14 protein-coding genes are annotated in these 21193 nt (G+C 55.4%); 10 read left to right on the top strand and 4 right to left on the bottom strand.

Annotation, left to right across the window (positions count from 1 at the left end; genetic code table 11):
• Positions 1-38 precede the first annotated feature (38 nt).
• Entirely contained in the window at positions 39-1097 is a 1059-nt protein-coding gene (locus ABEA92_RS25870) for a hypothetical protein (RefSeq protein ID WP_345687749.1), read from the top strand.
• A 279-nt stretch (positions 1098-1376) separates the two neighbouring features.
• Here ABEA92_RS25870 and ABEA92_RS25865 read toward each other — a convergent pair whose 3' ends face one another.
• Positions 1377-2438, bottom strand: coding sequence for a hypothetical protein (locus ABEA92_RS25865; RefSeq protein WP_345687747.1), 1062 nt, complete (start codon positions 2436-2438; stop codon positions 1377-1379).
• A 366-nt stretch (positions 2439-2804) separates the two neighbouring features.
• On the opposite strand from ABEA92_RS25865, the gene ABEA92_RS25860 reads away from it, so the two are divergent.
• The 3 genes from ABEA92_RS25860 to ABEA92_RS25850 all read left to right on the top strand — a co-directional run bounded on the left by ABEA92_RS25860 (position 2805) and on the right by ABEA92_RS25850 (position 9899).
• The gene (locus tag ABEA92_RS25860) at positions 2805-3851 is read left to right on the top strand and encodes a cytochrome c family protein (RefSeq protein ID WP_345687745.1); all 1047 of its coding nucleotides are present in this window, start codon (positions 2805-2807) and stop codon (positions 3849-3851) included.
• A 356-nt stretch (positions 3852-4207) separates the two neighbouring features.
• Positions 4208-6877: a secretin N-terminal domain-containing protein gene (locus ABEA92_RS25855; RefSeq protein WP_345687883.1), complete on the top strand. Its 2670-nt coding sequence runs from the start codon at positions 4208-4210 to the stop codon at positions 6875-6877.
• Positions 6878-7157: 280 nt separating this feature from the next.
• Complete coding sequence (locus ABEA92_RS25850; RefSeq protein WP_345687743.1) at positions 7158-9899, top strand: MMPL family transporter; 2742 nt, start codon at positions 7158-7160, stop codon at positions 9897-9899.
• 162 nt (positions 9900-10061) lie between these two features.
• Here ABEA92_RS25850 and ABEA92_RS25845 read toward each other — a convergent pair whose 3' ends face one another.
• The gene (locus tag ABEA92_RS25845; protein ID WP_345687741.1) at positions 10062-10631 is read right to left on the bottom strand and encodes a hypothetical protein; all 570 of its coding nucleotides are present in this window, start codon (positions 10629-10631) and stop codon (positions 10062-10064) included.
• A 22-nt stretch (positions 10632-10653) separates the two neighbouring features.
• Complete coding sequence (msrA, locus tag ABEA92_RS25840) at positions 10654-11349, bottom strand: peptide-methionine (S)-S-oxide reductase MsrA (protein ID WP_345687739.1); 696 nt, start codon at positions 11347-11349, stop codon at positions 10654-10656.
• A 279-nt stretch (positions 11350-11628) separates the two neighbouring features.
• Between msrA and ABEA92_RS25835 the strand changes: the two genes are divergently transcribed.
• The 3 genes from ABEA92_RS25835 (at position 11629) to gyrA (ending at position 15899) form a co-directional block, all read left to right on the top strand.
• A complete protein-coding gene (locus tag ABEA92_RS25835) occupies positions 11629-12060 on the top strand; it encodes an acyl-CoA thioesterase (protein ID WP_345687737.1) in 432 nt (143 codons plus the stop codon).
• A 117-nt stretch (positions 12061-12177) separates the two neighbouring features.
• Positions 12178-12636 carry a hypothetical protein gene (locus ABEA92_RS25830; protein ID WP_345687735.1) on the top strand — a complete coding sequence of 153 codons (459 nt, stop codon included), beginning with the start codon at positions 12178-12180 and terminating at the stop codon, positions 12634-12636.
• 566 nt (positions 12637-13202) lie between these two features.
• Positions 13203-15899 (top strand): DNA gyrase subunit A, encoded by a 2697-nt coding sequence (gene gyrA, locus ABEA92_RS25825; RefSeq protein ID WP_425572498.1) that lies wholly within the window; start codon positions 13203-13205, stop codon positions 15897-15899.
• A 637-nt stretch (positions 15900-16536) separates the two neighbouring features.
• On the opposite strand, the gene ABEA92_RS25820 is transcribed toward gyrA, so the two are convergent.
• The gene (locus tag ABEA92_RS25820) at positions 16537-18060 is read right to left on the bottom strand and encodes a sulfatase family protein (protein ID WP_345687731.1); all 1524 of its coding nucleotides are present in this window, start codon (positions 18058-18060) and stop codon (positions 16537-16539) included.
• Positions 18061-18301: 241 nt separating this feature from the next.
• Here ABEA92_RS25820 and ABEA92_RS25815 point away from each other — a divergent pair, with 241 nt between their 5' ends.
• The 3 genes from ABEA92_RS25815 (at position 18302) to ABEA92_RS25805 (ending at position 21190) form a co-directional block, all read left to right on the top strand.
• On the top strand, positions 18302-19162 hold the full coding sequence (locus tag ABEA92_RS25815) for a hypothetical protein (RefSeq protein WP_345687729.1): 861 nt from the start codon (positions 18302-18304) through the stop codon (positions 19160-19162).
• A 112-nt stretch (positions 19163-19274) separates the two neighbouring features.
• Entirely contained in the window at positions 19275-19508 is a 234-nt protein-coding gene (locus tag ABEA92_RS25810) for a DUF3311 domain-containing protein (protein ID WP_345687727.1), read from the top strand.
• Complete coding sequence (locus tag ABEA92_RS25805) at positions 19505-21190, top strand: sodium:solute symporter family protein (RefSeq protein WP_345687725.1); 1686 nt, start codon at positions 19505-19507, stop codon at positions 21188-21190. Before ABEA92_RS25810 ends, ABEA92_RS25805 begins: the two co-directional genes overlap by 4 nt.
• Positions 21191-21193 lie beyond the last annotated feature (3 nt).

Genomic DNA, 21193 nt, shown 5'->3' with positions numbered 1-21193 from the left:
CTTGGCTCGGTTCCTCCTGACTGACACGGAGGTGTGTGATGGTTCGCCTTGCACGCTCGGAAGTCTTCGATCCCGACGAAGTTGCCATCGCTCATACCTGTAGTCGGACCGTACGGCGATGCTTCTTGATGGGCGATGATCCCTTTACCGGGAAAAATTTCGATCATCGCAAAACGTGGATCGAACAGCACTTGATGCACTTCGCCCAAAATTTCAGTGTAGATCTCCTTGGGTATAGTTTGCTATCAAATCATATGCATTTGATTCTGCGTACGCGGCCAGATGTCGTTGCCACCTGGAGCGACAACGAGGTAGCACGCCGGTGGATGATGATTTGTCCGCATCGACGAGATGACGATGGGCTTCCGCTTCCGCCTACCGAGCCTGAGATCCGCTCGATCGCAGGATGTCCCGTTAAGTGTGCCGAAATTCGCAAACGGCTTAGCAGTGTCAGCTGGTGGATGCGACTGCTCTGCCAACGTGTCGCGCTGCGAGCGAACCGCGAAGACGAAGAATCGGGTCATTTCTTTCAAGGCCGATTCCATGCCACGCGGATTGTTGACGAGGCTTCGCTGTTGGCGTGTACGGCCTACGTTGACTTGAATCCGATTCGTGCTGCGATGGCCGAAACGCTTGAGCAGAGCGACCACACCTCGGTGCAGCGGCGAATTGAGTCCATCACGTCCAATCGCAGCAATTGCGTTCCGGCGGCGAAACGGCGAGACAGTTTCTTGGCTCCGGTTACGATTGACGAGCGGTCTGGTCAGATTGGTCCGTGCGTGAGCCAGTCGGGAAAACGCTGCAGCGACAAAGGTTTTCTGCCGATGTCGCTCGAAGATTACCTGGAAATGCTCGACTGGACGGCACGCCAAATCGCCCCCGGTAAACGCGGCCGGACGCCCGTGGACACACCGCCGGTGCTCAAGCGATTGGGGTTGGACGGCACGACATGGTGTGAACTGGTCAGCGACTTTGGTCGGTTGTTTTGCACGGTCGCGGGACGCCCCGAGTGTGTTGATCCGCTGAGAAGCCTCCGCACCCACCGCCGCTATCATTTGCGGCGACGAGCGAGAGAGCTGCTCGCTCGCGTGGATTAGCTTGAGAGCGTCCCTTCTTTTTGACTGCGGGGCATGGCGACGAGTCGCCGATAAGAGAGCTGCGCACGTTGTCGTGTATTAGCTTGCTAATTTCGGCAGGTTTCTGTCAATTGCGGCGTTTCACGAGTGATTCGCGTTCGTAAGTCGGCTGGTCCTTTCCGATCTAGTGCTTCAGTGGCATCCACTCAGACCCCGGAATGATGCTCTGTCCCTGTTAAGACGTGCTGACCACACCAAGGGCTCTGTCCCTGTCGGAGTGAAGAGAGCGTGTGCGGGTGGCTATGCGGCGGCTCGGCCGTTATGTAACAGACGGATCTCTTCGTCTTCGATCACATGGCAATGCGCGTCACCACAGAGCGTCGCCTTGACCCGCCGATCGATGCTTTTTCGCATCGCTTTGTGGTAGCCAATGCTGGCGGTGAATAGCGTCATCAAATCGACGAATTTGCGGTTCTCGCTCAATTCACTTGGGTCCAAGTCCAAGTAGCTGTCCGATCCAAATGAAAATAAACGACCATCGATTTCTCCAATCGATTTGCCGCCTACTTCGATTTCATAATCTGCACCAACCGAAATCCAGCGGCGTTTCAGTACAACATGCTGCATGCGACCGTCATGGTAAAACGCAAACGTAAACAATGACGGAATGCGAAACGTGCGGTGGTTTTGTTGGATATAGGTAACACACTCACTGCGTGGCAGCATGACCACCATCGATAGCAAGCTCTTGCCCGTACCGATCGAGTTGTGGATTTCGCTGGTCGTGATCTGCTCAATCGTGCCACACCAACTGGTACGTTCGTTCGATGTCTTGAAAAGTTTTAAAACCAACCGGCGTTTTTCAATCGCGCCGGCATCCATCTGCATCACGCAATCCTCGGCAAGCTGTTCGTCAAGTTGCTTTTGCTGCTTGCGGCTCAGTCGACCCGATTTTTTGATCTGCCGTTTCAGCTCAGTGCGTCGTTGGTTTTGCAGCACATCCAATGCGTCTTCCATCTCCGCTTTGTCGGCTTTCCACACGTCCGTGCGCAGCCCCAGCATATGTGACTTTTCCCAGTCACCCGATTCAGGATCCTGCTCGGACACCGTCCCGACCACGTCCATGTTCGTGGTGAAGTGATTGGTGTCGGCGGTTTTCAGCTTTTGCAAAAGTTCGACGTTGCTCGGGTGTATTCCCGGCAACGCCCACATGTCGACATAGCGTCGACGTTGTTGGGGTTCTTTTGTGCCCATATGCGTATCTCCCTCCACCTCGCTGTTGTCGCTCATCGGCAATTGAACCTTTGCGTGTTCAGCAAAAACGCCCGCATATCCCTCAAAATCAGAAGAGCTTGCCAGCATGTTTAATGATTGTGTAATGATCAACGTGATGTCATACGCTCTGAAAAACTCGTTCAAACGCCCGTTTGACGCCCACGGCAAATGCTATCGTTGTCCCCGCAATAAAGCTCTGTCCCTATTGAAAGAGCTATCGTTGTCCCCGCAATCAAGCTCTGTCCCTATTGAAAGAGCTCTGTCCCTGGTGAGCGAGGCTTGTTGTGGCGTGAATTGCGATGGGGGATCTGCTTGTGTTCGGAAAACCGAGTAATTTGCGTGCTTATGCAGCCTAGGTGCGAAAAACGACCTAGTTTTTCAGTAGCACAATGTTCTTGCTTCGTCCTCATTTACAAGTCTCAGTGGACGCGGCAGATCCCCCCTCTGTTTAGGATGGAGACTTTGACGATGCTCGTTCGCTGGATTGTATTGACGACCCTTTGTGTTTTGATGTCGTCAACCACCTTTGCCACCACTCCTTCGGCATCCGCGGGAGCTGCGGTCCAGCCCGCAAGTCCAGCGTCGCCTCATTTGGTGGTCGGCAATCAGGCATGTGTCAAATGTCACGCGGCTGAAATCGAAGTCTGGCGAGCAACACCGCACGCCAAAACCTTTGACGAACTGCACCGTCGACCCGAAGCCAAGCAGATCGCTGCCAAGCTCGGTTTGACCTCGATCAAAAACGAAGGCCGCTGCGTTGCGTGTCACTACACCCAGCAAACCGACTCGGCCACCAATCATACTCATGTGATCGCCGGAGTCTCTTGCGAATCGTGCCACGGCCCCGCCAAGAATTGGATCGATTTTCACCAGGATTATGGTGGTGAAGGGATCACGCGGTTGACCGAAACCGAAGCCCATCGCAAAGAGCGAATCGCCAACAGCATCCATGCTGGAATGCGTAACCCCGAGAATGTCTATTTAGTCGCACAAAGTTGCTTGCGTTGCCACACGGCCGCGGATGAGCAATTGGTCAACGTCGGCGGTCATTCGGTCGGAAGCCTCGATTTTGAATTCGTGTCCTGGAGCCAAGGACTCGTTCGCCACAACTTTGTCCGTACGGACGGCAAGACCAACGATGTCAGCAGTCCCGAGCGATTGAGGGTGATGTTTGTCGCTGGCATGATTGCCGAGTTGGAAGCTGGACTGCGAGCGACCGCGGTCGCGACCGAAAAGGCAACTTATGGCATCACAGCGGCAAAGCGAACGGCCCGTGCCGCTGCCAGACTGAAAAGCGTAGCGGCCAAGGTCAACGTGCCCGTCTTGGACGAAATCCTCAGCGAATTCGCCAGCGTAAAGTTAAAATTGAACAACTCGGATGAATTGACACGGGCCGCAGACCGCATCGCTCGGCTCGGCTTTGCTTTTGCCGACCAGGCCAATCCTGTGGAATTAGCCCCCATGGATGCCTTCATTCCGGCTGCAAATCGATGGAAATGAGCGGGATGCGCTGAAATTGCGGCTTAGGAGAATTGATTTGTCACAGGTCGGGCTGTCAGCCATAATGGCGGCTTCTTGGTCTATGACAATCCCCTTAGGTGTTCTCCCCCGTGCCTTCGCAATCCCTTCCTCTGCTGGCAATCCTCTGCCTGTTGAACCTCGTTATCGCTGCAGACGCGTTTTCGGATGATGCGCGACCGGCAACTCCTGGGAAACCCCCAGAAACCACGGAAGAAAAGAAAGACGGTAAGTCTGTAGAGTCCAAGGATTCAAAGCCCAAGGTGATTCGACGCGACCAGTTGCCGGAAACCCAAGCCGTTCCCGAGGCAGACCCCTCCGACGCTAGCGATGGCAAAATGCCCATGGTCATCGCGGCGAATCCCGATGAGTTGAAGGCGACGGTCGGCGAAGACGGTCGCGTCGCCTTTCAATTTCGCAATCAACCGTGGGTCGAACTGGTTCAGTGGCTCGCTGAAATTTCGAACCAGCCCTTGGATTGGCTCGAACTTCCCGGCGACCGCGTCAATCTTTCATCGCCGGGACGCTACACCGTCGCCGAGACACGCGATCTTTTCAATCGCTATCTACTTGCGCGTGGTTACGCGATCCTAGAACTCGACGGCGGGTTGACGGTGGCCAAAACCGAAACGATCAATCCCGCCATCGTGCCTCGCGTTACGACCGAGGAACTCCAAGATCTGCTGCCTCACTCCTTTGTCCGTGTCTCGTTGGATGTGCAGTGGTTGTCGGCTGAAAAGTTGGCCGAAGAGTTGAAGCCGATGATTAGTTCCAATGGTCGCATCACGTCATTGTCAACGACCAATCGGATCGAGGTGATGGATGCCGCGATCAATGTGCAACAGGTCGCTCGGTTGCTTAGCGAAGAGTCCAATAATGCAAGTCGCGAAGCGCTCGCACCAGAGTTCAAGCTGCGATACTTGCCCGCCGAAGAAGCGAAACGGATGCTTGAGCAATTTCTCGGCGTCGAAAAGAAAAGCGAAGCGCCGATGTCACCCCAGCAAATGCAGATGATGCAGCAAATGCGTCAACAAAACGGCGGCAAACCTCCGACCCCGGAAAAGAAGGTCGAGATTTCGATTGTCGCCAACACACGACAAAACTCGGTGATCATTCGGGCACCAAATGATCGAGTTGTCATCGCCGGCGAATTCATCAAACGGATCGATGTGCCAAGCAGTTCGCTGGCGTCACTGTCGGATGTGCAGTCACGAGTCGAAGTGTTCCGTTTAGCGTCGATTGATCCGGAAAAATTGGTCGAGATCATTGGCGAAATGAATGTGCTCGAGCCTGCGACCCGTATCCGGGTGGATAAGGAAAACGGAGCGCTGATCGTTTCGGGATCGGCGGCCGATCGTTTCATTATCCAATCACTGATCGAGCGGTTGGACGGAAGTGGCCGAAATTTTCACGTCCTACAACTACGCCGTCTCGATGCGGGCGAAGTTGCCGAGTCGATTACTTTCTTGATGGGCAAAAAGAAGGACGACGATTCGAGTCGTTCCCGAAGCCGTTATTCCTATTACGGATACGGCTTCGGCCAATCTGAAGAAGACAAGAAACCGAAAGACGAATTCCGTGTCGCGGCCAACAATCGTTACCGGCAAGTCTTGTTGTGGGCCAATGAACTTGAAATGGAAGAGGTGCGGTCGCTGTTGATCAAGCTGGGCGAATTACCGCCGCCCGGTGGTAGCGACCGCATGCTTCGCGTGATCGATGCGTCGGCAAGTCCCGAAACCTTCGAGTACCTTCGCCGCTTGCAAAAACAATGGAGCCAACTTTCACCAAATCCGCTGGAACTGCCGACCGAAGACCAATTTAGAAACTCGCAAGAGCAAGACTCGGATGAGTCAAGCGACGAGCAGTCCGATCCGACAAAAGAACAGCCAGAGACCGACGCAGAGTCCGATAACGTGGCTGCCGATCGCAATCCATTTGCATCCGATTCGATGACCTTGGTGCAGGCGCCCACACGTCCTGAATCCAATCCGCCAGTGGTGCGGTCGCGAGCCGAATTTGATCGCATGTTCCCTGATGCCGACGAAGCGAAAAAGGAAAGCGGCAACGGAAAACCACCGCAGCCGATTCGCATCGAATTCGACAAGTCAGGGAATCTCGTGTTGATGAGCCCCGATACCAAGGCGCTCGATCAGCTCGAGAACTTGATGTTGCAAATTGCACCTCCAAAACGCCCCTACCAAGTGTTCAAAATCAAACACAGCAGTGCGTATTGGATGCGATTGAACCTGGAGGATTATTTCGCCGACGATGAAGACACCGAAGACGAAAGCGATTCGTTCTTTCGTTGGTATTGGGGAGGTGACGATAGCGACAAGAAAGAAGAACCGACCGGACTTGGCAAAGGTGCAAAGTTAAAGTTTGTAGATGATGTGGATACCAACACGCTTGTCGTCAGCGGCGCCACCGCGGAACAACTGCGCACCATCGAAGAGTTGATCGAATTGTGGGATGTCGAAGAACCGGCGAACAAACGCAAATCCCGCTACACCAAATTGGTCTCGATCAAATACGGCAAGGCCGACCGCATCGCCGAAACGGTCAAGGAAGCTTATCGCGATTTGCTCAGCAGCAATGACAAAACGTTCCAAGGCGGCAAGGGCCAACCAGGCGGCCGCGGTGGTGAGAACGGTGACAAACAGAAAGCCTCTAAGAGTCTCGACGGGGGTGGCAGTGGGCTCGTCGAAACCGAAGGCGGGCAAGACGGGGGTGGCGCCGATTTCTCGTTCAAAGGCAAATTGTCGATGGGAGTCGACTTGGTCGGCAACACGTTGATCGTCAGTGCCGAGGGGGAACCGCTGCTGAATCTGGTCTGTGAAATGATTGACAAACTTGACCAGGCGGCCAAACCCAGTGGCGAGGTGCAAGTGGTCAAGCTTTCGGGCGACCTTAGCACCGAATCGGTGCAAAATGCCCTGCGTGCCTTCGGGGTTCAGCAGGAAAAACGAGAGCGTCGCGGCCAACCCAACGGTGCGGCCGTGAATGAGTGACGCCTGAGGGAAGCGAATGATCGGCGGATCGCGTCGCACAAGTCGCCAAGATGTTTGCGGTGCGGTGGATCGGTCGGCAACCGAATCGCCGCTGGGACGCGTGAAGCTGCTCTTGATTACTTTCGGGCCCTAGCGTGGGGGGCGAGTTCGGTTCGGGGGCAGACACCTTACATTTTTCTCGCTAATGTCTTTGGTGCCGTCGGGATTGTCGCACAGCGAATTTGATTGACAGCTGCCCCTTCCCTCCTAAATTACCTTCCTTCTTCCACTTACGATGCACATGCACCGTCCTGTTTCGCATCGCTGGGCACAATTCGTCACTCGGCGTTGGGGCTGGGTGATGGTGGCGTGGATTGTTGCCGCGGTGGTGCTTCGCTTGGCCGCGCCGGCGTGGAAGGACATCGCTCAGGACGGTGATTTTGAATACTTGCCCGCGGATCTGACCAGCGTCGCCGGCGGCCGGCTACTCGACGAAGCCTTTCCCGGCATTCGCAGCCGCAGCCAGATGGTGTTTGTGATCGGTCGTGACGAGGGCGCACTAAAACGGTCCGATGAAATCGTCGGGCTCGATCTGCTGCGGCGGCTGTATCACCGGTTGGGCGAAGTCAGTTGGCAGCGTGCGATCGCCGAAGGTTATTCCGGCGGCCCGCCTGTCGAGAATACCGCCTCGGGCCACTGGATCAAACTTGCTCGCGAAGCGTTCACCAATTCGATTCAGATCGATGAGCGGTTCTACGAGCGAATCGCCGATGAGCTGCCCAAATCGGAGCCGACGCTGACCGAGCCGCGGATGGCGTTAGCGTACTGGGATCGCGGTCATCTGTTGGAACAGTGGGGCGACGCGATTGAAACGGTCGAAGCGGACTACGAAGCCGCATTGATCCTGCAGCCCAACATTCCTTCGCTCGCCACGCCGATCGCCGATCGTGATCTTGGAGGCTGGAGCACCTTGTTGGATGTTTTGGCGTGGGAGGATTCGATTGTCGGGCCGCGATTGAGAAAAGAGGGCGCGCGGTTGGCCGTGCTGCAGCTTTCTAGTGAATTGGCGGCGACCAGCAACATTGAAACGCTCGAGGCAGTTCAGCAGTTAATTGCATCGGTGGAACGCTACAGCATGGATTACACGCAGCCAGGATTACAGGTTCTGGTGACCGGGTCGGCTGCGGTAGGCGGAGAAACCTTGACCGCTGCTCGTGATGCGATTCGTTACACCGAGTGGATCACCGTCGCGATGATCTTGCTGATCTTGACCGTCGTGTATCGAGCGCCAATGTTGGTGGCGATCCCGATGATCTCGATCGGATTTGCAGTGGTGGTGTCGATGAGCTTGGTGTCGATTTTGACCAAGTGGTCGATGGACGGCACGGTGCCTGGGTTGGATCTACGGGTGTTCACGACCAGCCGAATTTTTGTCGTCGTGATCTTGTTCGGTGCAGGCACCGATTATTGTTTGTTTCTGATCGCCCGGCTTCGCGAAGAAGCTCGTCAAACGGTGTGGCCGGTGGCCTGCCGCAACGCGGTTTCCAATGTGATGGGGGCGCTGATCGGCAGCGCGCTGACGACCGTATTGGGGTTGGGGACGCTGTGGATTGCTCAATTCGGAAAGTTTCACTACACCGGGCCGATCATCGGCATCTGCTTGTTGGTCGGATTGTTGGTTTGCACGACGCTGACCCCTGCGATGTTGCGAGCCTTGGGGCCAAAAGTGTTCTGGCCCACCAAAATTGACATTCGCCAACCAGCACGTCGATCGCTGCTTGGACCTTCTTCGAGCCATGCATCCAGTTCCGCACACGGCGGATTGTGGGGATGGATTGCGTTGGTGTTGACGCGGTACCCGGTCACCGCATTGTCGCTCGGAGGCGTGTTGTTGATCGTCCCCGGAATCTATGGGCTATTGAACGAACGTTCGGTGACGTATGACTTGAGCAGCCAATTGAGCCACTCGGCCGCCAGCCGCCAAGGGCTGCGTCTGATGGCGAAACATTTCAATATTGGCGAGATCAATCCCGTCACGGTGTTGATCGTTCGTCCCGATGATTTACCGCATGACGCGGTCAAGAAGAACGTCAAACAATTGGCCACCAAATTGTACGCACAGCCTGGGGTGGCAACGGTACGGACCGCGGATGATCCGATGGGGGATTTCCCGCCCGATCGTGACATGGGGCTGCTCAGCGGAGACGCGTGGCGGCGTCGCGCGCTGCAGAATCATCGGATTGCTCAAGGCTACTTTTTCAGCGAGGTTCCCAAGCTGAAACATCGATTGGTGCGGCTGGATATCATTATCGAAGGAGACCCGTTTTCAACCGAAACAGCATCGCTTGTGTTGAATCTAGAACGCTTCCTCAACCAGCTTGCCGAAGATCCCGAGTCGACTTGGCATGGCTCGAAAGTCCTGCTGGCGGGTACCACGCCGTCAATTATCGATCTTCGCCAAGTGACGCTTTCAGATAACCGGCGGATCAAGATTGCCGTGGTCGTAGCGGTCTTTTTGGTCTTGGTCGTCGTGCTGCGACGTATCGGATTGTCGCTGTATTTGATCGTCACGGTGCTGATTAGCTACTACGCGACGCTGGGGCTGACGATTCTGTTTTTCCGTGCGGCCTATGGCACGGATTACGTTGGGTTGGATTGGAAGCTGCCGTTGTTCTTGTTCGTGATTTTGGTCGCAGTCGGGCAGGACTATAACGTGTACCTGGTGACGCGAGTGTTAGAAGAACAGCAGCGGTTGGGGTGGCTAGCCGCACTGCGACGCGCTGTTTCTCGCACCGGAGGTATCATCACCGCGTGTGGGTTGGTGATGGCAGCGACGTTTTTCAGCATGACCGCGTCGGTATGGTTTCCACCGATCGCGACCTTCTTTGGGTTTCCAAGTGAAACGGGAGCGGCGCTGCGAGGCATTGTCGAACTCGGGTTCGCGCTCGGTTTGGGGGTGCTGATCGACACGTTCTACGTCCGGACGATCCTGGTACCGAGCTTCATTGCAATCGTCGGAAAGCGTGCCGCAGCAAATCCTTGATGGCGTGCCCAGGTAGTCCAGGCTGCCAGCCTGGAATTCAATATGCATCTCAGCTGGACGAAACGCTTGGCGATTTACTGGTTTGATCCAAATGCAGCAAGCCATTGGCGAGTTTTGCTGCGAGAGGTTATCTCACAGAAAGATTATCTCACTGAGTATCGCTTAGCGAAGCGTTGCCATATGCAGGGTTTGCTCGGCGGCCGTACCGAAGACGCGTTTGAATTCGGCGGTAGCCAAGTTCTTTAAATGCGGCGACAGCACGGCGATCGCTTGCTGGTACGCGGCGAACGCACTCGACATGTTGCCTTGGCGGTATTGCGTGCGTGCATGACGCACCAATGCTTTGCCGTGATAATCCGGATCTCGATTCGTCGGCGGTGCCGCTGCAGAACGCTCACGTTCGCGTTCGCGTGTTAAAAACTGTTCGGGAGTGCCGCCTAGAATTTGACGATCCATCTCGGCCAAATCGATGATTGTCGCCGAAGCAGTGGCCTGGGAAATGCTCTGTGACGAGCCGAATCCGTGGTGCAGTCCATTGCGATTGGATCCGAAAGACGCCGAGCGATTGCCACCGAGGTAAGTGGTTCCACGGTCGGGGACCAAGACGCTGCCCGAGTAAGAGAAGGTTTCAATCGATGGCAGTTGAACCGTTTGTGCGGTGGCGGTCCCGCCCGGACGCAAGATCGCAAACGCGACGATTGCGATCATCAACGAAAGTCGGGCGGACGCCATGGTTCAACTCGGGGTATCGAGGTTACTTTTTCAGCATGTCGCCAAATTCACGGTTCGTTTTGCGAACTTTATTGCGAACGACTGCTTTGCAATATCCCGCAGTCGGATTTCGTCGATAGTAGTCTTGGTGGTACTCCTCGGCGGGAAAGAATTTCTCGGCCTTTTCCAAGGTGGTTACGATCGGGCGGTTGTATTCACCTGACTTGTTTAGTTTTTCGATGAACTTTTCGGCGGCCTTCTTTTCGGCTTCGTCGTGATAGAAGATCGCGCTGCGGTACTGAGTCCCCTCGTCGTAACCCTGTTTGTTCAAGCTTGTAGGATCATGGGTCTTGAAAAAGATCTTCAGGATCTCTTCGTAGCTGCGTTTGTTCGGGTCATAGTAAACTTCGACCGCTTCGGCGTGCCCGGTTTGCCCGGTGCATACTTTTTTATAGTTGGGGTTAGGGTCGGTGCCGCCGATGTAGCCCGACACAACATCGTTGACCCCGTCGATTCGCTCGAACACCGCTTCGGTGCACCAAAAGCATCCGCCCGCAAGTGTCGCCACGGCCTCTGTCGGTTTGTCGCTCTCGCTCGCCTTGTCGGCGGATGGCTCGTCGGCAACGCTTTTCGGCGGCGTGACCCCTTGGCTGACGGTCAAAGCGAAGAGCAGCAACCCTGTTGCGGCGGCCGCAGGAACAGAGAACAGAGCGTTAGAGGGTAAAGGACGGTGATTCATCGTTCGGTTTCGCTAAAGGGGGGGATGGCTTTTCGGGGTCGATTGTCGAAGGGGGGCGTTGTTTCAGTGGCTGCCCACGGCGTGACCAATTCGCCTCACGTACTATCATAGGCAAACGGCGATTCCTTGGCACGGCAATTCTGCGTCTCGCTAGTTCTCGAAACGATAAGCTTTTTGACACGCACCAACGTGGATCCCGGCGACGGGGGGCAACGCGATTGAGCGTGCGGCTTGATCGTTCAAGGCAAAAATGATTACGAAAAAGGTTCAACGCAAACGATGCACTGTTATTTTGATGTCGCTCACGCTGTGCTCCCCGACGAAATCGATTCCCAGAACCATGTGCACAACTTGCGTTATGTCCAATGGACGCTTTGGGCCGCCTCGAAACATTCCGCCGCCAATGGTTGGGATGCGAAAGCGGCTGCGGCTGAGGGGCTCGGTTGGGTGGTGCGGAAACACGATATTACCTATCGCGCGGCCGCACTGGCTGGCGACGAATTGGTGATTCGGACGTGGATCAGCGAGATTGATCGGTATGCGTCGACGCGAAAGTATTTGATTTGTCGCCCCGCAGATCGCTGCGTCTTGGCACGGGCAGAAACTCGCTGGGTCTATGTCGATCTGCGAGTTCACAAGGTGGTAGCGATCCCCGATCAGGTGCGAGAAAAAATGCAGATCTCGCAAACCCCGCCGATGCCTTGGGCGTGATCGACCGCTTGAGATGTTTCTTTTGGAGGGCAATCAGCAGAGGCGGCAAATTGTTAGCTCGCAAGCATTCGCGGGACCATGAACCTCATCTAGAACTTGAACCGAGTGCCGGTGAACATGTCTGAACAAGATTCGAATCCCCTTCCTCTGGACCGTCGCCTAGTGCCGCTTCGATGGTTCTTGCGGTTCGTCGGAATGGTGACATTGTTGGCGTTTCCGGCCGCGGTCATGCCTGAGCAATGGATGATCGAGATTGCCGAAGTGCTGGGGATTGACTCGTTTCCCGCAGCGCCGCTGACGTTTTATCTGGCTCGTCATCTGTCGATCTTGTACGGGTTTGTGGGTATCGGGTTGTTGGTTTTGGCCAGCGATCTAGTGCGTTATCGGCCATTGGTTCGCTACTTGGCCACCGGCACGATCGCATTCGGCGCGGCCCAGTTCGTGGTCGACGCGATGGCGGGCATGCCGCTGTGGTGGACATTGGGTGAATCGCTTTCGACGATGGCCGGCGGCGTGTTGATGGCTTGGCTCAATCGCCGTGACGGAGCGTCACACCGACAAGTACGAGACGCGTAATCGAAAAAAACGTGTATCCGCAGGGTGCACCTCTGCAGGGGTGTTTGTCATGCATCATCCACGGCCCGCTTTGCTAGTTTGCCCAAGTTGAAATAGCGAGATTCTGTCGAGGCAGAGCCTTCACGAATTCGGCGTGGAACGTGGCAATCGCGGCTGGCAATCGCTCCCCTCCGATGAATCGGTCGCAAGTATCTGATATGTAAGGATTTGCGACAACGCCTCCAGCCGCTTGGGTCGTTGTGACGCAAGGCAAAAAAGGGTACACTTTGGGGCTGAATTCGGGGTTCGAATCAAGCTTTTCTAAAACGGGGACTGGCCCTTCGAAGGAAGCAGGGGCGGTCCCCGTTTTACGAAACAATTTAGCTCCCAAAAAGACAGCATTTCGCACCCAGCACTCCTCTTAGGACACGACGTTGGCAGAAGACGAAACTAACAAAGAAGATGGCGAGGGCGAAAACAATGGCCCTGAGGGTTTTCAGGACGGGATCGATGGCGGTGCGGGCGCGTTTCGCCTAATCGACTTGCCGATCGAAGACGAGCTGCGTGAAAGCTATCTGACGTACGCGATGAGCGTGATTGTCAGCCGCGCGTTGCCCGATGTTCGCGACGGGTTAAAACCCAGTCAGCGACGGATTCTCGTCGCAATGAACGACTTGAACCTCGGCCCCGGCAGCAAACGAGTCAAATGCGCTAAGATCTCTGGTGATACCTCGGGTAACTATCACCCGCACGGTGAAAGTGTGATCTATCCGACGTTGGTGCGGATGGCTCAAGAATGGAATATGCGTTCGCTGCTGATCGACAAGCAGGGGAACTTTGGCAGTATCGCGGGCCTGCCGCCGGCGGCAATGCGATATACCGAAGCTCGCTTGAGCGCGGTAGCGGCTTCCATGTTGGACGATTTGAAGCTCGACACGGTCGACTTTATTCCGACCTATGACGAAGCTCGCACTGAGCCCACGGTCCTTCCGAGCCGCTTCCCCAACTTGCTGATCAACGGCAGCGGCGGGATCGCCGTTGGGATGGCCACAAGCATTCCGCCGCACAATCCGACCGAGGTTTGTGAAGCGTTGATCCGCTTGGTTGATCATCCGGAAACGACGATCGACGAGATTTGTGACATCATTCCCGGTCCTGACTTTCCGACCGGAGGCATCATTTGTGGTCGCGCCGGGATCCGTCGCGGGTACAAGACCGGACGCAGTACGATTGTGGTCCGAGCGAAATGCCGCATCGAAGAGATGAAGGGCAGTCGTACGCGGATCGTTGTCTCGGAGATTCCGTACCAACAATACCGTGACCGCGTCATCGAAAAGATTGCTGCACTGGTCAACGGCGACAAGATCAAAGGGATCTCGGGGATTCGCGACGAGAGCGATTTGAACGAGCCGGTTCGTTTGGTCATCGAGCTGAAACGCGACGGCGATCCTGATGTCGTTTTGAATCAACTGTATCAGTATTCGCCACTGCAAGACACGTTTTCGCTGATCTTCTTGGCGTTGGTTGATGGTAAGCCGCGTGAGCTAACGATCAAGGAAATCCTGCAGGAATTCTTGCGACATCGTGTGACGGTGATCCGTCGCAGAACGCAATTCTTGTTGGCACGTGCACGTCGCCGTAAACACACCGTCGAAGGTTTGTTGTTGGCGCTCGCTGACATCGACAAGATCATCAAGACGATCCGCAGCAGTACCAACCAAGCTGAAGCCAAGAAACGCTTGATGGAAATCGAGTGTCCGGCGTCGATGCTAAAGCGAGCTCTCGGTGATGGTGGGTTTGCTCAATTTGTGCTCGAGCGTGGCGAAGCAGAAAACTACACGCTCACGAGTGTGCAGACCGACGCGATTCTGCGAATGACGCTTGGCCAATTGGTCAATCTCGAACAAGAGAAACTTTCCGGCGAACACGCGGCGTTGTTGACTGAGATTATCGACTACCTCGATATCCTTAGCAGCCAAGAGCGAATCAACGGGATCATCAAAGACGATCTCGAAGAGATGAAGCGTCGATTTGGTGACAAGCGTCGAACCGAAATCAGCCACGAAGAACTCGGCAATATCGACCTCGAGGATCTGATCACCGAGGAAACGATGGTCGTTTCGATTAGCCATCGCGGCTATATCAAGCGGACCCCCACCAGCGTTTACAACACTCAGCGTCGGGGCGGCAAAGGGTTGAAGGGGGCCAAGACAGATGATGAGGATCCGATCGAGCATCTGTTTGTCGCCAGCACGCATGCCTACCTGTTGTTCCTGACGACGCTTGGCAAAGTCCGCTGGCAAAAAGTTTACGACTTGCCACAGCTAGCGCGAGACAGCAAGGGGCGTGCGATCGTCAACCTGCTGAATCTGAGCGAAGACGAGAAGATTGCCGAATGTTTGGCGATTCGCGATTTCGACCAAGCGGGTTATTACGTGGTGATGGCCACTCGCAGTGGCTTGGTCAAGAAAACGCCGCTCGAGCAGTACAGTCGTCCAAAGAAGGGCGGAATCATTGCAATCAAGTTACGCGAAGGCGATGAGCTTGTCGGTGCCGCCGTGATCGGCCCTGGCGACGAAGTGATCCTGGTCACCAGTTCCGGGATGGCGATCCGGTTCCGTGAATCCGATGCCCGTCCGATGGGACGAAACACCTCGGGCGTCAAAGGAATCAAGCTGGTGGGCGACGACAGCGTCGTTGGCATGGTCGTGGCCGACCCCGAAGCGACGTTGTTGACCGTTTGTGAAAACGGCTACGGCAAACGGACGTACTTCGGTCCCAATGCTCCCGCCGACAGCGGCGATTCTGGCGAGGCTGGCTCCGATGGCGAAGCGGCCGACAGCGAAGCCGGCGAAGAAGAGAGCAGCGCATCGGGGGCTCGGTACCGCACGCAAAAACGTGGCGGCAAGGGGCTTCGTGACATCCGCACCAGTGCTCGGAATGGACCGGTCATCGGAATCGCTCGGGTCACGGACGAAGATGAGTTGTTCATGATGACGGCCAAAGGCAAGCTGCAGCGGATCAAGGCCGCCGACATCAATGTCATCGGTCGAAATACGCAAGGCGTACGAATCATGAACGTCGACAGCGGCGATAGTCTTGTCGCGGTCGTGCGTGTTCCACCTGAAGAGCAATCCGAAGAACAAGCTTCTGAAGCCGAGGTTGCAGGCGTGGTCGACGGAACCGTGGTCGCATCAGCATCCGAAGCGACTGATGTTCAGCCGCCATCGGATTCCAGTGACGATGCAAGCGACTCGGGTGAGCCCGCTGGTGACGAGTCATAAGCCCGGTATTCATCTAATCGGGCTGCGTTGGTGGCATAGACGGGGTGCCTCTCTCAAACTGTGTTTGGGAGAGGTAACCGTACGGTGCCACCAAGACACGCACCGCTTCCGGTGTCTCTAGTGGCGGCGGGAGTCTCGCTAAATTGCCGGCTTCTAAGCAGGTGTGCAGGGTTAGTTGGGTGAAATCCTATTAGCTGATTCGGCCAACGCTGCGAAGCATTTATCCCAACCCGACGCGTCAGCGAGGGACCGAGAAAATATCGAGATTCCCTCGCTTACGCTTTCTGTTGTTGCGCGTTTAGACGTTCTTCGGACCAAAGGCCCGGCCATTTACCAGCCGACGTCAGTAGATCCGAGTAAACGGCCGGACCGTTGGCCCTACAATTCATTGGTTTTCTTGGTCCCAGCCCGTTGGGCTGGGCTAGGTAAACGTCCGGGGCTTTGCCCCTAAATACAAACACGCAACTTCGAAACTTACGCTCCGGTTGTGGTGACCTGGCGACACACGACTCTGGAATGCTTCATCGCGTTGGCCAAAACGGCTAATGCACCGAAAGACACCTGCCGACCTGCTTAACGACTAAAAGGCTTTGCAACCTCTAGTGATGCGAGCTTTTCAGGGAGTGCCGGCAGTACTCTAGTTCCAATCGAGCGGCAATCGCTCGTCGCCAGCATCGAGTTTTCCGTGTGATCGCAGCCCGCTTCCTTTGCGGCTTGTCAACTTGTCGCCCAAGTCGTCGCGGGCTCGCTCTGCAGCGGCCTGCAATTCCTTGACGACTTCGGGAAACTTGTCTTTCACGTCGGTGGTCTCGGCGACATCGTTGTCCAGGTCAAACAGCGACAATCCGATGGTTGTCATCTCGTACGCGGCCGGGGTGCCGCCGTCGCCACCATCGCGTCCCGCCAGCGTGCGGTAGCGGTGAGGGAACGTCAGCTTGAATCGCTCGTTGCGAACCGCGTGCAATTCGCCGCCACTGTAGTAGCAGTAGAACGCATCGTGAGGCGACGAAGCATTGGCTTCGCCAAACATCAGCGGCCGGATGTCTTTGCCATCGATCGTTTGCGATGCATCGTTGGGCACTTCGGCACCGATCAATTTAGCAATGGTGGGCAGCACATCGATCGAGCTGCATAGTTTGTCACACGTCGTTCCCGCAGGGATTTTTCCTTTCCACCACATCAGCGTCGGTTCGCGATAACCGCCTTCGAACATCGTTCCCTTGCCTTCGCGAAGCGGCCCTGCGGATCCTGCATGGGTTCCGTAGGACAGCCAAGGGCCATTGTCACTGGTGAAGATCACGAGGGTGTTTTCGGCTGCATTGATCGATTCGATGGCGTTCATGATTTGGCCCACCGACCAATCGACTTCCATCACCACGTCACCGAAGATCCCCTGCCCGCTTTTTCCTTTGAAGTCGTCTGACACATACAGCGGAACATGAACCATCGGATGCGGCAAATACAGAAAAAATGGCTGCTTGGCGTTGGTTTGGATGAAGTCGACCGCTCGCTGCGTGAATTGCTTGGTCATCTGTTCCTGGTCCTCAGGCTGGATGTCCGGATTCACGATTTCGTAGCCTTCGCCACGTGTTGCCGAGATCATCGGCAGCTTGGGCCACGGTGATTTCGCGGCGGGATTCTTTCGGCGTTTCGCAAGGAAATCAGGGTGAAGCGGCCACATGTCATTGCTGTAGGGGATGCCGTAATAGTGGTCGAATCCGTGCGCCGTTGGCAGGAACTTGGGGTGATGTCCAAGGTGCCATTTTCCAAAGATCGCAGTCGCATATCCCTTCGACTTGCAGACCTCGGCCAGCGTGGTTTCCGCTTCGCTGATGCCGATTTCAGATTTAGGTCCAAGTGCACCTGAGATGCCAATGCGGCGGTGGTAGCAGCCCGTCATCAGGGCCGACCGTGATGCAGAGCAAACCGCAGAGGACACGACAAAATCGGTAAAGCGACGGCCTTCGGCAGCCATCCGGTCCAGGTTCGGCGTTGGGTATTTGGTATCGCCAAACGGTTGAATGTCGGCGTATCCCATGTCGTCAATGAAAATCACAACGATGTTCGGGGGTGCCGTTTGCGTCTGAGCCAACGCAGGCGGAACCGGTAGGAATGTCCACAGGAAAAGGAAGCAAACGAATGGAATGGCAAGGCGTTTCATGTCGGTCAAGGCAAACGTTTTGGGGAGGGAATTTGTCGAGGAGTGTCAGGAGGGAAATGGGCGTTCGGGAAGAATCGCCCCGAACCGCCGCCAAGCAAGGTGGCACGGCCGCCAAGTAAGGTGGCCATTGGCTCGATGAAGGCTAGTATACTTTCGCTAAACGGCGTCGTGTTGTCGTTTTGGCGCGTGATGCCGATGACAGTGTTTCACGCGGTTGCCCAGGCTGGCCCATTTTTCTGATATGACTTCTTCGCAATCGCCAATCGCTCGCGTTCATTTCGAACGAAATCAACGCACCCGCGATGACTGGGATGCTTTCTCAACGCATCGACAACATGTCACGGGCATCATCGCAAACACCGCAAGCCGGTCGCATCGTCGACTGTGCTTGCTTGGGGTCGGCAACGGAAACGACGTCGACTTAGAGGTGTTGGCAAGCCATTTTGACGAAATTGCGTTGGTGGATCTCGACGACGCCGCGATTCGTCAGTGTGTCGGCGGTTTGTCGGCCGCGGCTGCCCGCCGGGTGACGCCGCATGGTCACATCGACTTGTCGTACATCCTTTCGGATCTCGATTTGCTTCGCGCCGAACCCTCGTCGGCTCAGCAAACGCTGGATTCATTGGTGGTAAAGGCCCGCGATTTACCACGCCAAATTGATCTTGGCTGCTGGGATGTGGTGGTTTCGACCTGTCTATTGTCTCAGTTGATCGATTCCGTGTTCATTGCGGTTGGGCCAAGCCATCCGCGGGCCGCCGAGTTGGCATTAGCGGTGCGCGATGGTCACTTGGCCCAATTGGATGCACTGGTCGATGATGGCGGGAAAATGCTGCTGATCACCGATTTTGTCTCTTCGGATACGTTGCCCGAGTTGCAACAAGTCGCTGCCGACTCGCTTCAATCGCTGGTGCATCAAGCCGTTGCCAATCGCAATTTTTTCACCGGATTGAATCCCGCAGTCCTGCGTCAGCGGATGCAGAATGGCCACCTTTTGCCAAAGGTGTACCCCGCATGGAGGTGGATTATGGGGCCACGGTGTTTCGCGGTCTGTGCAATCGAAGCGGTCGGCGGAAAAACTCAGCGGTCGAACATTGCAGGATAAAAAATAGGGCTCCGCGACGGCATCTTATTCCCGCTCGGAATTTGACTACAATGCGAAGCTCAAATTCACCCTCCTTCTGTACTCGTTGCCCATCCAACCTAGAGTGCGTGTCATGAAATATCTCATTTGGGGTCTCGTTCTCTTCTTGGTGGTGATCCATCAAGATGTTTGGAATTGGGGCAACGACCGATTAGTTTTCGGCTTCCTGCCGTTCACGCTTGCCTATCACGCGGGGATTTCGATTGCCGCTAGCGTGGTTTGGTTCCTCGCTGCAACGTTTGCGTGGCCCCAGCACCTCGAAGATGACGCGATGGCAGCCACCGAAAACGAGGAGAGTGCGGTATGAGTCCAGGAATGATCAAAGTCACGATTATCTGTGTTTACCTGGGAATGTTGCTGTTCCTAGGTCTGTTTTCGTCGCGTTTATTCAAGGGAACGTCGAAAGATTACATGTTGGCGAGCCATTCGATTGGCCCCTTCCTGCTGCTGATGTCGCTGTTTGGAACGACGATGACCGGTTTTGCGCTGGTCGGCTCTACTGGCGAGGCGTTTTCTGAAGGCGTGGGAGTCTACGCCATGTTGGCTTCGTCCTCAGGCATCATCCACTCGCTGTGCTTTTTCGTTTTAGGCGTGAAGCTATGGTCGTGGGGTAAGAAATATGGATACACCACTCAGGTCGGATTCTTTCGCGACCGTTTGGAAAGCAACAACATCGGTTTGGTGTTGTTCCCCATCCTGGTTGCCTTGGTGGTTCCTTATCTATTGGTCGGCGTCGTGTCGGCAGGAAAGGCGATCGAAGGAGCCACACGTGGCGATTTTCCGGGCTTAACCGAAAACGGCGGGATTCCTCCGTGGTTGACCGAGCTGGTGATTTGCGTGGTCGTATTGATCTACGTTTTCTTTGGCGGCATGCGAGGCACCGCATGGGCGAACACGTTTCAAACGATTGTGTTCATGATTCTCGGTATTGTCGCGTTCTATTTGATCGCAACGAACCTCGCCGAAAAGTCGGTCGCCGAAGGGCGGGCTCACGAAACGCGTAACGGTGAACGGGTGGTCCGCACTGAACCTCCGAGCGGGCTTTTTGACTCATTACATATTGTCAGCCAAGAGATACCACGGGCGAGACGTGTTCGTGCCGAAGTGACGCTGTCGGATCAAATTGAGTCGGTCGAAGCTCCCGCTCAATTCCGCACCCGCGAAAAGATGGATCCGTGGCTGTTTTTTACCTACATGCTGATTCCTTTTTCGGTCGGCATGTTCCCGCACTTGTTCCAGCACTGGTTGACCGCCAAAAGTGGTCGCGCGTTCAAGTTGCCAGTTGTCGTGCACCCGGTGTTCATTTTGATCGTCTGGATTCCCTGTGTGTTGATCGGAGTCTGGGCCACCAGCGGGCTGATCAATATTCCGCCGCCGATCGCGGCAGAGCCCAACAAGGTATTAGGATTCATGGTCAAATCGCTCTCAGGCGACGTGCTGGGCGGGTTTTTGTTAGCCGGGATTTTGGCGGCAATCATGTCGAGCTTGGATAGTCAATTCCTTTGCATCGGAACGATGTTCACCACCGACATTGTCGTCCACTATGCCGGCAAGGACCGGTTCAGCGATCGGCAAATTGTCTTGATCTCGCGATGCTTTATCGTGGCCGTGGTTGCGATCACGTATGTTCTAAGTTTGACGGACGTAGCTCAAGCACGTGTGTTCCAGCTTGGCATTTGGTGCTTCAGTGGATTCAGTAGCCTTTTCCCGCTCGCCTTGCTTGCGGTTTATTGGCCTCGACTGACCAAATGGGGTGCCTATGCAGGAGTCGTCACCGCGTTTGTCACATGGTGTGTGTTGTTTGCCCAATCGGATTTCGCAAAGATCGAAAACTGGTCTGTTGATATCCCTTGGGGTGACGAGGTGATTCGCACGATGCCTGTGGCGACGATGTTCATCGCATCGGCGGTGGCGACGATTGTTGTCTCGCTGATGACAAAACCGCCGACCGAGGCAACGCTACAGAAGTTTTTTCCAGGGCGAGCGTAGTCC

The organism is Novipirellula caenicola (assembly GCF_039545035.1).
Taxonomy (GTDB): domain Bacteria; phylum Planctomycetota; class Planctomycetia; order Pirellulales; family Pirellulaceae; genus Novipirellula; species Novipirellula caenicola.
Note: the sequence above shows the minus strand (reverse complement) of the source record. Positions and strands in the feature narration are given on the sequence as shown.

Bases quoted from the DNA above. Each gene is read 5' to 3' on its own strand.
- ABEA92_RS25860 (WP_345687745.1), top strand. From the start codon at position 2,805: ATGGAGACTTTGACGATGCTCGTTCGCTGGATTGTATTGACGACCCTT.
- gyrA (WP_425572498.1), top strand. From the start codon at position 13,203: ATGAGCGTGATTGTCAGCCGCGCGTTGCCCGATGTTCGCGACGGGTTA.
- msrA (WP_345687739.1), bottom strand. From the start codon at position 11,349: ATGAATCACCGTCCTTTACCCTCTAACGCTCTGTTCTCTGTTCCTGCG.
- ABEA92_RS25850 (WP_345687743.1), top strand. From the start codon at position 7,158: ATGCACCGTCCTGTTTCGCATCGCTGGGCACAATTCGTCACTCGGCGT.
- ABEA92_RS25855 (WP_345687883.1), top strand. From the start codon at position 4,208: ATGCCCATGGTCATCGCGGCGAATCCCGATGAGTTGAAGGCGACGGTC.
- ABEA92_RS25870 (WP_345687749.1), top strand. From the start codon at position 39: ATGGTTCGCCTTGCACGCTCGGAAGTCTTCGATCCCGACGAAGTTGCC.
- ABEA92_RS25865 (WP_345687747.1), bottom strand. From the start codon at position 2,438: ATGCTGGCAAGCTCTTCTGATTTTGAGGGATATGCGGGCGTTTTTGCT.
- ABEA92_RS25810 (WP_345687727.1), top strand. From the start codon at position 19,275: ATGAAATATCTCATTTGGGGTCTCGTTCTCTTCTTGGTGGTGATCCAT.
- ABEA92_RS25845 (WP_345687741.1), bottom strand. From the start codon at position 10,631: ATGGCGTCCGCCCGACTTTCGTTGATGATCGCAATCGTCGCGTTTGCG.
- ABEA92_RS25830 (WP_345687735.1), top strand. From the start codon at position 12,178: ATGTCTGAACAAGATTCGAATCCCCTTCCTCTGGACCGTCGCCTAGTG.
- ABEA92_RS25815 (WP_345687729.1), top strand. From the start codon at position 18,302: ATGACTTCTTCGCAATCGCCAATCGCTCGCGTTCATTTCGAACGAAAT.
- ABEA92_RS25805 (WP_345687725.1), top strand. From the start codon at position 19,505: ATGAGTCCAGGAATGATCAAAGTCACGATTATCTGTGTTTACCTGGGA.
- ABEA92_RS25820 (WP_345687731.1), bottom strand. From the start codon at position 18,060: ATGAAACGCCTTGCCATTCCATTCGTTTGCTTCCTTTTCCTGTGGACA.
- ABEA92_RS25835 (WP_345687737.1), top strand. From the start codon at position 11,629: ATGCACTGTTATTTTGATGTCGCTCACGCTGTGCTCCCCGACGAAATC.